This is a genomic window from Vibrio sp. TRT 29B02 (assembly GCF_050113655.1).
In the GTDB taxonomy this organism is placed as follows: Bacteria; Pseudomonadota; Gammaproteobacteria; order Enterobacterales; family Vibrionaceae; genus Vibrio.
Genome location: NZ_JBNJOJ010000004.1, coordinates 135,986 through 150,114 on the forward strand (window position 1 = coordinate 135,986; position 14,129 = coordinate 150,114).

The window sequence follows — 14,129 nt, forward strand, 5'->3', positions numbered from 1 at the left end:
GAAGAAAGCTGAGCTAATGCTCGGAGAATAAATATGACTAAAGCCATCAGTATGGACACGCTGCTTTCCACTTGGGTCGATTGCCCGAGTTTGTCGTCCATTCTTGTTTCTGAATTAGAGCTCGACAGTCGACGAGTTCAATCTGGAACAACCTTTGTAGCTATCATTGGCCATGTTGTGGATGGGCGTAAATTTATCCCAACCGCGATTGAGCAAGGTGCGAATGCGGTGATTGCTCAAGCTTGTGAGCAAAAAGCACATGGCGAGATTGAGATTGTTGATGATGTTCCAGTGATTTATCTTGATGCGCTGGATAAGTGCCTATCTGAAATTGCGGGTCATTTGTATACCTACCCAACGATGGATTTGATTGGTGTCACTGGCACCAACGGCAAAACCACCATCACTCAGCTCATCGCTCAATGGATTGATTTAGTCGGCTCAAAAGCAGCGGTCATGGGTACGACAGGGAATGGCTTTCTAGATAATCTACAAGAAGCTGCGAATACCACGGGTAATGCGGTTGAAATCCAAAAGACACTATCGTCTTTAGCGGAACAAAAAGCGCAATACACAGCGCTTGAAGTGTCTTCTCATGGTTTGATTCAAGGTCGCGTTAAAGCGCTGTCTTTTGCTGCTGGTGTGTTTACTAACCTGAGTCGTGACCATCTCGATTACCATGGCACGATGGAAGAGTATGCCAATGCCAAGTTTTCGCTATTTAGCCAACATCAGTGCAAAGCGGCGGTGATTAACGTTGATGATGAAGTCGGGGCTTGTTGGATTCAACGCCTAGATTCGGCCATTGCGGTTTCTCTTCAGCCAACGGATTACCCAAATGCAGTATGGGCTCAAAGTGTAAGTTATAGCGAAGCAGGAATAACGTTATCCATTGATGGGATGTTTGGGCGTGGAGAATTTACGGTCGCACTTATCGGTGAGTTCAATGCAAGTAATGTCTTAGTGGCATTAACCGCACTACTCGCACTTGGTATCGACAAACAAGCGTTGTTTGATGTGGCTGGTTCCTTAAAACCAGTACTCGGTCGAATGGAGCTATTTACAGCAAATGGCAAAGCGAAAGTCGTGGTCGATTATGCCCACACCCCAGATGCATTAGAAAAAGCATTACAAGCGCTTCGTGTTCATTGCCATGGCAAGCTATGGGCAATCTTTGGTTGTGGTGGTGATCGAGATAAGGGTAAGCGTCCAATGATGGCTGCGATTGGTGAAAGTCTGGCTGACAAAGTGATATTGACCGATGATAACCCACGTAGTGAATCTCCGGCAGCAATCGTAGAGGACATGCTGGAAGGAATGCAGAATCCCCAACAAGCCATTATTGAGCACAATCGATTTAATGCGCTCAAGCATGCCCTCGCTCATAGCAGTGAGTTGGACATTATCTTACTTGCTGGCAAAGGGCATGAAGATTATCAAGTGATGGCGGACAAAACTATCCAATATTCAGACCGAGAGTCTGCGCTACAACTTTTGGAGGTGTCGTTATGATTACCTTGATGTTAAGCCAAATCGCACAAGCATTAGACGCTGAGCTAATTGGTAATGACACGGCAATAGAATCTGTATCAACGGATACACGAGTGATTGAAACTGGTGCTCTTTTTGTTGCACTGGTTGGCGAACGTTTTGATGCCCATGACTTCGTTGCACAAGCGGTTGAGTCAGGTGCTGGTGCTCTGTTGGTCAGTAGAGTCGTGGACAGTGATGTCCCGCAACTGTTGGTCAAAGATACTAAACTGGCTTTGGGTCAGCTTGGTTCACTGGTTCATCATGCTTGTCAGACCCCTACTGTTGCGATCACGGGCAGTGCCGGTAAAACAACCGTTAAAGAGATGGTTGCGAGCATTATGGCGCAGCGAGGACGAGTTTTGTTTACCGCTGGGAATTTCAATAACGACATCGGTGTTCCACTAACATTGCTGCGTTCAACGCCTGAAGATGACTATGCCGTTATTGAGATGGGCGCGAACCACATCGGAGAAATTGCTTACACGACCAATCTGGTCAAAGCAGACGTTGCGTTAGTCAATAATGTTGCTGCGGCGCACTTAGAAGGTTTTGGCTCTCTTGATGGCGTAAAACAAGCGAAAGGTGAAATCTATCAGGGATTAAAACCTGGCTCGGTCGCGATTATCAATTTAGACAGTCATGGTGGAGATTACTGGCAAGATGTTCTCGCTGACAAACAGGTAAAAAGTTTTTCAGTTGTTGATTCAGATGCCGACTACTTTGCCAAAGAGATCGGTCTCAATGCGTGTGGTGAGGCCAGTTTTACTCTGGTTTCACCGTTTGGCGAGATTGCAGTCAAACTTGGCATTGTTGGTCAACACAACGTTGCTAACGCATTGGCGGCGACAGCATTGGCGTTAGAACTGGGCGCCAATCTAGAAATGGTACAAACCGGCTTGGCTCATTTAAGCAAGGTTAAAGGTCGAGTTGAGGTGATTGAACTCAACGACAAGATCAAGCTTATTGACGATAGTTATAATGCCAGCGTACCCGCGATGAAAGCCGCGGCGGATCTGTTGGCGAGCTTCAAGGGAATTCGTTGGTTAATTTTGGGTAATATGGCTGAGTTAGGCGATGAAAGTCTTGCACTTCACCGTCAAGTCGGAGAACATGCAGCCCCATTCGAATTCGAACACGTGCTCACATATGGCGCTGATGCAAAAGCGATCAGCAATGAGTGTGATGGTCTTCATTTTGATAGCCATCAGAGCATGATTGATTATATTAAACAGCAGATAGTACAGCATCAAGAACCACAAACACTGCTAGTCAAAGGGGCAAATAGTGCTGGAATGAGTAAAGTCGCTACTGCTGTCAAGGAGATGTATACATGATTATTTGGCTCGCGGAGCTACTACAGCCATATTTTTCATTCTTCCGATTATTTGAGTACCTGTCGTTTCGTGCGATTGTGAGTGTACTTACCGCGTTAGGCATTTCATTGTGGATGGGACCAATCATGATCCGCCGTTTGCAGTTATTGCAGATCGGTCAGGTGGTTCGAAATGAAGGTCCTGAGTCTCACTTCAGTAAACGCGGTACGCCTACAATGGGTGGGATAATGATTCTGACGGCCATTGTAACGACGGTTCTGTTATGGACGGATCTCTCAAACCCTTATGTATGGTCAGTTCTGGCCGTTCTTATTGGTTACGGTGCAGTCGGGTTTGTTGATGACTACCGCAAGGTGGTACGTAAAAACACCGATGGTTTGATTGCTCGCTGGAAGTACTTTTGGCAGTCTGCCATTGCGCTGGTTGTCGCTTTCGCGCTATACGCTCATGGTAAAGACACCGCGGCCACTCAGCTAGTGGTACCGTTTTTTAAAGAGATCATGCCTCAACTTGGCTTGATGTACATTGTACTGACTTACTTCGTTATTGTCGGCACCAGTAATGCGGTGAACTTGACCGATGGCCTGGATGGCCTAGCGATTATGCCAACGGTATTAGTTTCAGCTGGTTTTGCGGCTATTGCTTGGGCGACGGGCAACGTCAACTTTGCTAATTACCTACATATTCCATACATTCCGCAAGCGTCGGAGCTAGTGGTCGTTTGTACCGCAATAGTGGGCGCAGGACTTGGTTTCCTATGGTTCAACACTTACCCAGCACAAGTGTTTATGGGTGATGTGGGCTCACTCGCCTTAGGTGGTGCGCTTGGTACCATTGCCGTGTTGGTTCGTCAGGAGTTTGTTTTAGTGATTATGGGGGGTGTTTTTGTAATGGAAACGCTTTCTGTAATCTTACAGGTCGGTTCCTATAAGTTGCGTGGTCAACGTATTTTCCGTATGGCACCAATTCACCATCATTACGAGCTAAAAGGTTGGCCTGAACCACGAGTGATCGTTCGTTTCTGGATCATCTCTATTGTGCTTGTTCTTGTCGGTTTAGCGACGCTTAAAGTTCGATAAGGAAGTTCACACCATGACCACGGATCGTTGGCAAGGTATTGAGAAAGTCGTTGTTGTAGGGCTCGGTATCACCGGGCTCTCTGTCGTTAAGTACTTAACCTCATTGCAGAAAACGCTAGATGTTCGCGTTATCGATACGCGTGAAAACCCACCAGGCAGTGAAGCCTTACCACAGGGGATTGCTCTACATAGTGGAAGTTGGAATCTGAACTGGTTACTTGAAGCTGATCTGGTTGTGACTAATCCCGGAATTGCTTTAGCGACGCCCGAAATTCAGCAGGTGCTCGCCAAGAGTATCCCTGTTGTTGGCGATATTGAGCTGTTTGCGTGGCAAGTCGATAAACCAGTGATCGCCATTACTGGCTCAAATGGTAAGAGTACCGTCACAGATTGGACGGGGCAGGTTGCTAAAGCGGCCGGTCTTACAGTCGGTGTTGGCGGCAACATTGGTGTGCCTGCGTTAGATCTTCTTGCGTTGGATGCGGACTTATATGTTCTAGAACTGTCCAGCTTCCAGTTAGAAACGACGCGCTCATTAGCGCCAAAAGCGGCGGCGTTTTTGAATCTATCTGAAGACCATATGGATCGTTACCAAGGTATGGAAGATTATCGCCAAGCGAAGTTGCGCATCTTTGAGCATGCTGAAGCTTGTGTGGTCAATGCTGACGATAAACAAACCTACCCAGACCATGATGGGCATAACCTGATCGAGTTTAGTCTGGTTGAGCCAACCCAGTTTGCCGTTACTGCGCAGCATGGTATCGAGTATATTTCAGTCAATGGCACGCTTATTTGTCCTACATCGGAACTCTCACTTGTTGGTCGTCATAATGTTGCCAACGCATTAGTGGTATTAGCCTTGTTAGCGCAAGTCGGCGTTGATATCGAAAAAGGCTTAGCTGCGTTGAAATCTTACCGCGGTTTGACACATCGCTGCCAAGTGGTTGCCGATAATCGTGGTGTTAAGTGGGTCAATGATTCGAAAGCGACGAATGTCGCCAGCACTATGGCAGCCTTGGCGGGTCTTGAGCTGGAAGGCACCCTGTATCTTTTAGTGGGTGGTGTCGGTAAAGGTGCTGATTTCTCTCAGTTAGAACCGATACTCAAGCCTTTGAAGCTGCAATTGTGCTGTTTTGGTGAGGACGGTGACCAGTTTATGCCGCTCCACCCAAGCGCTCAGCGTTTTGACGATATGGAAGAGATCATTCAGTGGTTAGCACCCAATGTGATTGCCGGAGATATGGTATTACTTTCTCCAGCCTGTGCCAGCTTTGACCAGTTCAGTAATTTTATGGCTCGTGGAGATTCATTCACCGAGCTAGCGAAAGCTTACGCATAAATAACGTAGGGAACTATGCAAATTCGAAACGTTTTTGGCAGCATCAAACGTTGGGTGACTACATCGTCACCCGAAGCCCTGTATGACCGACAGTTAGTATGGATCTCTTTGGGGTTGATGCTGACTGGGTTGGTGATGGTGACCTCTGCTTCGTTTCCAATCAGTTCTCGGTTAACTGACCAACCTTTTCACTTTATGTTTCGCCACGCTATTTTTTTGGTGCTGGCCATCTCCACCTCGGCCGTTATCCTTCAAGTCCCGATCAAGCGTTGGTTAGAGTTCAGTACTTGGCTTTTGTTGCTTTCAATCGGACTACTCATCGTCGTGCTCGTTGCGGGTAAATCGGTGAACGGTGCTTCGCGATGGATTCCATTAGGCTTGTTTAACTTACAGCCAGCAGAAGTCGCCAAACTGTCGTTGTTCATCTTCATGTCTGGTTATTTAGTGCGAAAGAGTGAAGAAGTTCGGTCCAGCTTTTTCGGCGGTTTTATCAAGCCGATTATTGTCTTCGCAACGCTGGCGAGTTTACTGTTGCTCCAGCCTGACTTAGGGACCGTCATCGTGATGTTGGTTACTCTGTTTGGTATGTTGTTTATTGCTGGAGCCAAGCTGACTCAGTTTCTCGCTTTAATGGTCGTAGGCTTGGTTGCGGTTGCAACGCTTATCTATATCGAACCTTACCGCATGCGCCGTGTTACCTCTTTCATGGACCCGTGGGATGACCCATTTGGTAGTGGATATCAGTTAACTCAATCTTTGATGGCATTTGGCCGTGGCGAGTGGTTCGGCCAAGGGTTAGGCAACTCAATTCAAAAATTGGAATATCTACCAGAAGCGCATACTGACTTTGTCTTCGCCGTGCTAGCCGAAGAGTTAGGTTATGTGGGGGTTGTACTGGTATTGATGCTGATTTTTAGTTTGGTGTTAAAAGCGATTTATATTGGACGTAAGGCATTTGAAAACAACCAACTCTTTGGTGGCTATTTAGCATTTGGTATCGGGATTTGGTTTGCTTTCCAAACTCTAGTCAACGTCGGTGCTGCTGCGGGTATGGTACCCACCAAAGGTTTGACGTTACCTCTGATCAGTTATGGTGGTTCGAGTTTGATCGTCATGGCTGTTGCCGTTTCCATTTTACTGCGTATCGATCATGAGTGCCGATTGGGTAGTGCAGAAACACAAGAACAAAAGTTAAATACAGATGAAAACGAATAAAAGATTAATGGTTATGGCTGGCGGGACAGGTGGCCATGTTTTCCCGGGACTTGCCGTAGCGAAAAAGCTTCAGTCGCAAGGTTGGGATATTCGCTGGTTGGGTACTGCTGATCGTATGGAAGCGGATTTGGTGCCGAAACACGGTATCGAGATCGATTTTATCAAAGTAAAAGGTCTACGCGGTCAAGGCATTGGTCGATTAATTGCCGCACCATTGCAGATTATCAATGCTGTGTTTCAGGCGAGAGCTCATATGAAGCGTTGGAAGCCAGATGCAGTTCTTGGTATGGGTGGCTACGTAAGTGGACCGGGCGGAATCGCTGCATGGTCACTTGGTATCCCTGTTGTTTTGCATGAACAAAACGCAGTCGCGGGCCTGACAAATCAATGGCTATCTAAGATAGCTCGTCAGGTTTTTCAGGCTTTCCCAGGGGCTTTCCCAGCGGCTCCAGTTGTTGGTAACCCTGTGCGTGAAGATGTGGTGGCCATTGAACCGCCAACTAGCCGGATGAGTCAGCGTGATGGTGATATCAGAATTTTGGTTATGGGAGGCAGCCAAGGTGCTCAGATCCTTAACCGAACGTTACCTGAAGTGATGGCTAAGCTTGGCAGTGGCTATCAGATTCGCCACCAGGCTGGTAAAAACAACCAGCAGGAAGTGGCGCAAGCATACGCCGAGCATCAAGTCGAGGCCGCGGAAGTGGTCGAGTTTATCGATGATGTAGCCGCGGCTTATCAATGGGCCGATCTACTTGTGTGTCGCTCAGGTGCGCTGACCGTATCTGAAGTATCCGCTGCGGGTGTCGGGGCTATCTTTATCCCGTTTATGCATAAAGATAGACAGCAGGCCTTGAATGCTGACCATTTGGTAGAGTGTGGCGCAGCAAAAATGATTGAGCAGCGTGACCTCACCGTAGAGAAACTTGCGAACGAAATTCAACAGCTAGATCGCGCGGCTTTGCTTGATATGGCAAAGAAAGCACGAGACGCTGCTAAGTTAGATGCAGATAGTGTGGTCTCTGAAGCCATTATTGCACTGACGAAATAACGAGAAAGAATCATGACAGTTAAACATACTCAAGATTTGGCTCAGATTAGAGCTATGGTGCCAGAGATGCGCCGCGTAAAATGCATTCACTTCATCGGTATTGGTGGTGCAGGTATGAGCGGTATTGCCGAAGTATTACTGAATGAAGGATATCAAATTTCTGGATCAGACATTGCGGCTAATGTGACGACAGAACGTCTGATTAAGAAAGGCGCGACAGTATTTATTGGTCATGCAAAAGAAAATGTTTCAGAGGCGAGTGTTGTCGTTGTTTCAACTGCCATCAATGAAGAAAACCCAGAGATAATAGCGGCGCGCGCAGCACGTATTCCGGTCGTTCGTCGTGCTGAAATGCTTGCTGAGTTAATGCGCTTCCGCCACGGCATTGCGGTTGCTGGTACACATGGTAAAACCACAACCACTGCACTTGTCACACAAATTTACTCAGAAGCTGGCTTAGATCCAACGTTCGTTAATGGCGGTCTTGTTAAGAGTGTCGGAACTAATGCTCGTCTCGGTTCGAGCCGTATCTTAATTGCAGAAGCGGATGAAAGTGATGCTTCATTCCTACACCTTCAGCCAATGGTCAGCATCGTCACCAATATCGAAGCTGATCATATGGATACCTATGGTGGTGATTTTGAGACTCTAAAGCAGACATTTATCGATTTTCTTCACAACCTTCCATTTTACGGTCAAGCGATCGTATGCATTGATGATCCTGTGGTACGAGAATTGGTTCCAATCATTAGCCGTCAGGTGATCACCTATGGTTTCTCTGAGGATGCGGATGTACGCATTGCTCATTACCGACAAGAAGGGCAACAAGGCAAATTCACCGTTATTCGCCATGGCAAACCGGATTTAGATATTACTCTCAATATTCCTGGTAGGCACAACGCACTGAATGCGTCTGCGGCAATCGCGGTTGCTACTGAGGATGACATCAGTGATGAGGCCATTCTAAAAGCCATGGCCGGAACTCAAGGTACAGGACGCCGATTTGAACACCTTGGTGAGTTCAATACCGGTAATGGTCAGGCCATGCTGGTCGATGATTATGGACATCATCCAACGGAAGTTGATGTGACCATTCAAGCTGCACGCAATGGTTGGCAGGATAAACGTCTCGTTATGATTTTTCAGCCTCACCGTTATAGCCGAACACGAGATCTTTACGATGATTTCGCCAATGTACTCGAACAAGTTGATGTTCTGATCATGTTGGATGTTTATTCTGCAGGTGAGAAACCTATCTCGGGAGCCGATGGACGCTCTTTATGTAGGACTATTCGTAGTCGCGGTAAGATTGATCCGATTTTTGTTCCAGATAGCAAGGCGTTACCTTCAGTTCTCGCTAATGTTTTACAAGATGGTGACTTAGTACTAACTCAAGGTGCGGGTGATGTTGGTAAGGTAGCGAAACAGCTCGAAGCTCTTGAGTTAAATATCGATAAGATGTCTCAAGCTTGATTTAAACATTGAATTTTGACTAATTGCGTCACTTATTCGGTTTTAAGTGGCGATTTCTTAACATCAGTGTTTGATACTTTCTATGACGCCAGTATAATCCGAAGGTTAAAGTAAGTGCTTTTGCCTCTATATACGAATTGAGATAGGGAAAATAAGCGAGCTAATTGGCAAGGACTATGGACTTTGATTAAAAGTGCTTTTAATGAAGGCCGTCGTTTAACCTCTAAACCACTAGTTAAAGAACACGCTCTAGGTGGCGCATTCTTGCTGGTGGTATTGTTGTTAATAGGCTCTCTCCTTTACTCTACGATCTCTTGGATGTGGGATGACCAGCGTCTTCCGCTATCTAAAATCGTGCTTCAGGGTGAATTACATTACGTTTCAGCAGCTGATGTACAGCGAGCATTTGCTCAGCTTGATCATGTTGGAACGTTTATGTCGCAGGATATTAACGTGCTACAAAATATGGCCGAGTCTATCCCCTGGGTATCACATGCCTCAATTCGTAAACAATGGCCTGACACGGTTAAAGTCTTTCTTACTGAGTTTCATGCAGAGGCTATCTGGAATGGCAATGCACTACTCAATGAAGATGGGCAAGTTTTCGACGGTGACATAGCCAAATTGGATGAAGAGCGAGTAAAACTTTATGGACCGCAAAACAGTAGCGAAGAAGTGTTGCGAGTGTGGCGTGAGATCAGTCCAAAGTTTCAGTCACTTAACTTAACGATTACTTCCTTGGTGTTGAATGAACGCCGAGCTTGGCAGATTATCCTAGATAACGGAATTCGCCTCGAGCTAGGCAAAGAGTCACTACAGGAACGGATAGAGCGCTTTGTTTCGCTTTATCAGAATTTGGGTAGCGATGCTCAGCGAGTAAGCTACATCGACCTCAGGTATGATACGGGAGCCTCAATTGGATGGTTCCCAGAACAAGAGTTAGAGCAAGAGAATACAGATGACTAAGACCGCTGATGACAGCATTATTGTTGGTCTTGATATAGGCACTGCAACCGTATCGGCTCTCGTGGGTGAAGTATTGCCTGACGGTCAAATCAATATTATTGGCGCAGGCAGCAGTCCTTCCCGCGGGATGGATAAAGGTGGCGTGAATGACCTTGAATCGGTTGTAAAATCGGTTCAGCGAGCGGTCGATCAAGCAGAGCTGATGGCAGAATGCGATATCACGAATGTGTTTATCTCCCTTTCAGGGCGTCACATTGCTAGCCGAATTGAGAAAGGCATGGGAACCATTTCGGATGAAGAGGTCTCTCAAGAAGATATGGATCGTGCGATTCATACTGCCAAATCAATTAAGATTGGTGACGAACAGCGCATTCTGCACGTTATCCCTCAAGAATTTACGATTGACTATCAAGAAGGGATAAAAAATCCGCTAGGTTTATCAGGAGTGCGCATGGAAGTTAGCGTGCACCTGATCTCTTGTCACAATGATATGGCGAGAAATATCATAAAAGCAGTCGAGCGTTGTGGACTCAAAGTTGAGCATCTGGTTTATTCAGGGTTAGCAGCGAGTAATGCTGTGATCACTGAAGATGAACGAGAGCTTGGTGTTTGTGTTGTAGACATCGGTGCTGGTACGATGGATGTATCCATTTGGACTGGCGGCGCATTGCGTCATACCGAAGTGTTTTCATACGCTGGCAATGCAGTGACAAGTGATATCGCTTTTGCCTTCGGTACCCCAGTTAGTGATGCTGAAGAAATTAAAGTGAAATATGGCTGTGCTCTAAGTGAGTTAGTCAGTAAAGATGATACAGTTAACGTTCCAAGTGTAGGCGGACGCCCATCACGCAGTTTACAAAGACAGACTTTGTCTGAAGTGATTGAGCCTCGTTATACTGAGTTGATGGGACTGGTTAACCAAACTATCGATACCGTACAAGAAAAACTGCGCGAAGAAGGGATTAAACATCACCTAGCCGCAGGAGTGGTGCTCACAGGAGGAGCGTCACAGATTGAAGGTTTGGTAGAATGTGCGGAACGTGTATTCCGCAACCAAGTTAGAGTCGGCAAACCCTTAGAGGTGAGTGGCTTAACTGATTACGTTAAAGAGCCGTATCATTCTACGGCAGTTGGTTTACTTCATTACGCAAGAGATGCACGAGTAAATGATGATACTGAGTATAACGAGCCCTCTCGTGCCTCTGTAACGGGTTTATTTGGTCGTTTGCGTAATTGGATACAAAAAGAGTTTTAACCTGAGCAGCAGGAAAAACGGAGATAACACATGTTTGAACCGATGATGGAAATGTCTGACGATGCAGTAATTAAAGTCGTTGGGGTTGGTGGCGGTGGCGGTAACGCCGTTGAACACATGGTACGTGAATCCATCGAAGGTGTTGAGTTTATTAGTATTAATACTGATGCTCAGGCACTTCGTAAAACCAGCGTGAATAGCGTTATTCAGATTGGTGGTGATATCACAAAAGGACTTGGCGCAGGTGCAAACCCACAAGTTGGGCGTGACGCAGCTCTCGAAGATCGTGATCGAATTAAAGAAGAGCTGAGTGGTGCCGATATGGTATTTATCGCAGCTGGTATGGGTGGTGGTACTGGTACAGGTGCAGCCCCAGTAATTGCAGAAGTAGCAAGAGAGCTCAATATCTTGACTGTTGCTGTAGTGACTAAGCCATTTAGCTTTGAAGGCAAGAAACGCCTAGCGTTTGCTGAACAAGGTATTGAAGAGCTTTCTAAACATGTGGATTCATTAATCACGATTCCTAATGAAAAGCTTCTCAAAGTACTTGGTCGTGGTATTACACTACTTGAAGCCTTTGCGAGTGCTAACGATGTATTGAAGAATGCAGTACAGGGTATTGCAGAGCTGATTACTCGTCCTGGCATGATTAACGTCGACTTTGCTGACGTACGTACAGTTATGTCGGAAATGGGTCATGCGATGATGGGTAGCGGTGTTGCAAAAGGTGAAGACCGTGCAGAAGAAGCGGCTGAAATGGCGATTTCAAGCCCGCTGCTTGAAGATATCGATCTTGCTGGCGCACGTGGTGTACTTGTGAACATCACTGCGGGTCTAGATATGCGTCTAGACGAGTTTGAAACTGTAGGTAATACAGTAAAAGCTTTCGCATCAGATAACGCTACGGTTGTTATCGGTACTTCACTTGATCCTGATATGGCAGATGAAATTCGTGTAACAGTTGTTGCTACGGGTATTGGTAACGAGAAGAAACCTGACATCACGCTAGTTGCGGGCGGTAAGGCGAAAGTTGCGCCAGTTGCTCAGCCACAGACTCAACCACAAGCGGTGACATCTCAGCATGCAACCGTCAATAAAGTGGAAGAGAAAACGGCATCAACTTTGCAAGACAAGCCACAGGTAACTCCTCAGCCAACGACATCTGCGTCGTCTGGTTCGAGTGCAAGCCAAAGTGCAGCGCCGAAAGCGGACAAAGAAAGCGGCTACTTAGATATTCCAGCCTTCTTACGTCGTCAAGCTGACTAATACAATCGCAATTTGACACTGTTCAATTTTGTGGTAGCATGCACGGTCAATATCACCATTGACCGTGATTTGTAGCATTTTTACTGAGGCAAAGTAGATGATCAGACAACGTACTCTGAAAGAAATAGTGAAAACAACTGGTGTGGGTCTCCACTCTGGTCGTAAAGTCACACTTACTCTTCGCCCAGCAGCTGCAAATACAGGCATTATTTACCGCCGTACCGATGTAAATCCACCGGTTGATTTTCCTGCGGATCCAGAATCTGTGCGCGATACAATGCTATGTACAGCGCTGGTGAATGATCAAGGTGTACGTATCTCTACAGTAGAGCACTTAAATGCGGCTCTTGCTGGTATGGGCATTGACAACATCGTTGTTGAAGTCGATGCGCCAGAAATTCCAATTATGGATGGCAGTGCGAGCCCGTTCGTATTCTTGTTGCAACAGGCTGGTATTGAAGAGCAAAACGCGGCGAAACGCTTTATTCGCATTAAAAAGCCAGTACGCTTTGAAGATGGCGATAAGTGGGCTGAGTTTGTTCCTTTCAATGGCTTCCGCATGGATTTCGAAATTGAGTTTAATCACCCAGCGATTGATGCAGATGAGCAACACTTGTTGTTTGACTTCTCTTCTCAAGGCTTCGTGAAAGAAATCTCTCGTGCACGTACGTTTGGTTTCATGCGCGATATTGAATACCTTCAATCACAGAACCTAGTTCTAGGTGGTAGCTTCGATAACGCTATCGTGCTTGATGAGTACCGTATCTTGAATGAAGAAGGCCTTCGTTTCGAAAATGAATTTGTGACGCATAAAGTGCTTGATGCAATTGGTGATCTTTACATGTGTGGTCATCCAATTATTGGTGAGTTCCGTGCGTTCAAATCAGGCCATGGCCTAAACAACCAGCTACTTCGTTCAGTACTTGCTGATCAAGAAGCGTGGGAGTGGGTGACTTTCGAAGAAGAATCAACGTCTCCGGTAGCATTTGCCGAGCCAAATGTAGTATTGGCATAAGTAGATTGAATTAAAAAAGCCAGACGAGAGTCTGGCTTTTTTATGCCTACAATAAAACTAATCTTTATTAGCAAGCTTCGCTAAGCTTTCCAAACGAGCCTTAACTTTAGGTGATGCACCACTGGCAATCATTTCTAAGTACTGAGCGGCTGTTTCAGAAATAGGGTCACGAGGCTTAGAGCTCTCTTTTTTCTCTTCACGACTTCGATAAAGATCTGGGTTGATCTGCACCGTTACGCCAATGAGGCGGGCAAAACCTTTTGCTCGTAATTGATTAAGGATATGCAAACGCTCATAGTCGATCTTCATTTTGATCGCTGCACTGGCCACTTCGAGGATCAGTTGATTATCGCGAATGTTTGCCACCCGGCAATGATCTTCCGCGCCTCTGGGCAGAATTGCCTTTAATTCTTTGTTGATCGTCATGATCTCTTTTGCGTGCTGTTGGAGCTGCGAAAGTCGTGAATCGGCAATGATCTCGTCACCTAACGTCGGGCGATGGTCTCTCATAATGAGCCTCAAGTTCCATAGTCAGCCCTATTTTAGTCAAAGGATTGGTACGAAGATAGGGCAGATAACGAATAAACTTCCATCATATAACGTCAA

At 46.3% G+C, this 14,129-nt stretch carries 12 protein-coding genes; 11 read left to right on the forward strand and 1 reads right to left on the reverse strand.

Annotation, left to right across the window (positions count from 1 at the left end; all coding sequences use genetic code 11):
* Nucleotides 1-33 precede the first annotated feature (33 nt).
* The 11 genes from murE (at nucleotide 34) to lpxC (ending at nucleotide 13,523) form a co-directional block, all read left to right on the forward strand.
* Nucleotides 34-1,512, forward strand: coding sequence for a UDP-N-acetylmuramoyl-L-alanyl-D-glutamate--2,6-diaminopimelate ligase (gene murE, locus ACQEXT_RS04185; RefSeq protein ID WP_426950749.1), 1,479 nt, complete (start codon nucleotides 34-36; stop codon nucleotides 1,510-1,512).
* A complete protein-coding gene (locus tag ACQEXT_RS04190) occupies nucleotides 1,509-2,867 on the forward strand; it encodes a UDP-N-acetylmuramoyl-tripeptide--D-alanyl-D-alanine ligase (protein ID WP_426950751.1) in 1,359 nt (452 codons plus the stop codon). Before murE ends, ACQEXT_RS04190 begins: the two co-directional genes overlap by 4 nt.
* Nucleotides 2,864-3,946, forward strand: a complete 1,083-nt coding sequence (mraY, locus tag ACQEXT_RS04195; protein WP_426950752.1) for a phospho-N-acetylmuramoyl-pentapeptide-transferase — start codon at nucleotides 2,864-2,866, stop codon at nucleotides 3,944-3,946. The genes ACQEXT_RS04190 and mraY overlap by 4 nt, the downstream gene beginning before the upstream one ends.
* Before the next feature lie 13 nt (nucleotides 3,947-3,959).
* The gene (murD, locus tag ACQEXT_RS04200; protein ID WP_426950753.1) at nucleotides 3,960-5,285 is read left to right on the forward strand and encodes a UDP-N-acetylmuramoyl-L-alanine--D-glutamate ligase; all 1,326 of its coding nucleotides are present in this window, start codon (nucleotides 3,960-3,962) and stop codon (nucleotides 5,283-5,285) included.
* 15 nt (nucleotides 5,286-5,300) lie between these two features.
* Entirely contained in the window at nucleotides 5,301-6,500 is a 1,200-nt protein-coding gene (ftsW, locus tag ACQEXT_RS04205; protein ID WP_138972516.1) for a cell division protein FtsW, read from the forward strand.
* Nucleotides 6,487-7,548: an undecaprenyldiphospho-muramoylpentapeptide beta-N-acetylglucosaminyltransferase gene (gene murG / locus ACQEXT_RS04210; RefSeq protein ID WP_426950754.1), complete on the forward strand. Its 1,062-nt coding sequence runs from the start codon at nucleotides 6,487-6,489 to the stop codon at nucleotides 7,546-7,548. The genes ftsW and murG overlap by 14 nt, the downstream gene beginning before the upstream one ends.
* A gap of 12 nt (nucleotides 7,549-7,560) precedes the next feature.
* Nucleotides 7,561-9,021 (forward strand): UDP-N-acetylmuramate--L-alanine ligase, encoded by a 1,461-nt coding sequence (murC, locus tag ACQEXT_RS04215; protein WP_426950756.1) that lies wholly within the window; start codon nucleotides 7,561-7,563, stop codon nucleotides 9,019-9,021.
* A gap of 183 nt (nucleotides 9,022-9,204) precedes the next feature.
* Nucleotides 9,205-9,987 (forward strand): cell division protein FtsQ/DivIB, encoded by a 783-nt coding sequence (locus ACQEXT_RS04220; protein WP_331416231.1) that lies wholly within the window; start codon nucleotides 9,205-9,207, stop codon nucleotides 9,985-9,987.
* Nucleotides 9,980-11,242 carry a cell division protein FtsA gene (gene ftsA, locus ACQEXT_RS04225; protein WP_138972512.1) on the forward strand — a complete coding sequence of 421 codons (1,263 nt, stop codon included), beginning with the start codon at nucleotides 9,980-9,982 and terminating at the stop codon, nucleotides 11,240-11,242. Before ACQEXT_RS04220 ends, ftsA begins: the two co-directional genes overlap by 8 nt.
* 30 nt (nucleotides 11,243-11,272) lie before the next feature.
* Nucleotides 11,273-12,508, forward strand: a complete 1,236-nt coding sequence (gene ftsZ, locus ACQEXT_RS04230; protein WP_331416232.1) for a cell division protein FtsZ — start codon at nucleotides 11,273-11,275, stop codon at nucleotides 12,506-12,508.
* A gap of 97 nt (nucleotides 12,509-12,605) precedes the next feature.
* Nucleotides 12,606-13,523, forward strand: a complete 918-nt coding sequence (gene lpxC / locus ACQEXT_RS04235) for a UDP-3-O-acyl-N-acetylglucosamine deacetylase (RefSeq protein ID WP_138972510.1) — start codon at nucleotides 12,606-12,608, stop codon at nucleotides 13,521-13,523.
* Nucleotides 13,524-13,580: 57 nt separating this feature from the next.
* Here lpxC and ACQEXT_RS04240 read toward each other — a convergent pair whose 3' ends face one another.
* Nucleotides 13,581-14,033, reverse strand: coding sequence for a DUF721 domain-containing protein (locus ACQEXT_RS04240; protein WP_426950757.1), 453 nt, complete (start codon nucleotides 14,031-14,033; stop codon nucleotides 13,581-13,583).
* Nucleotides 14,034-14,129 lie beyond the last annotated feature (96 nt).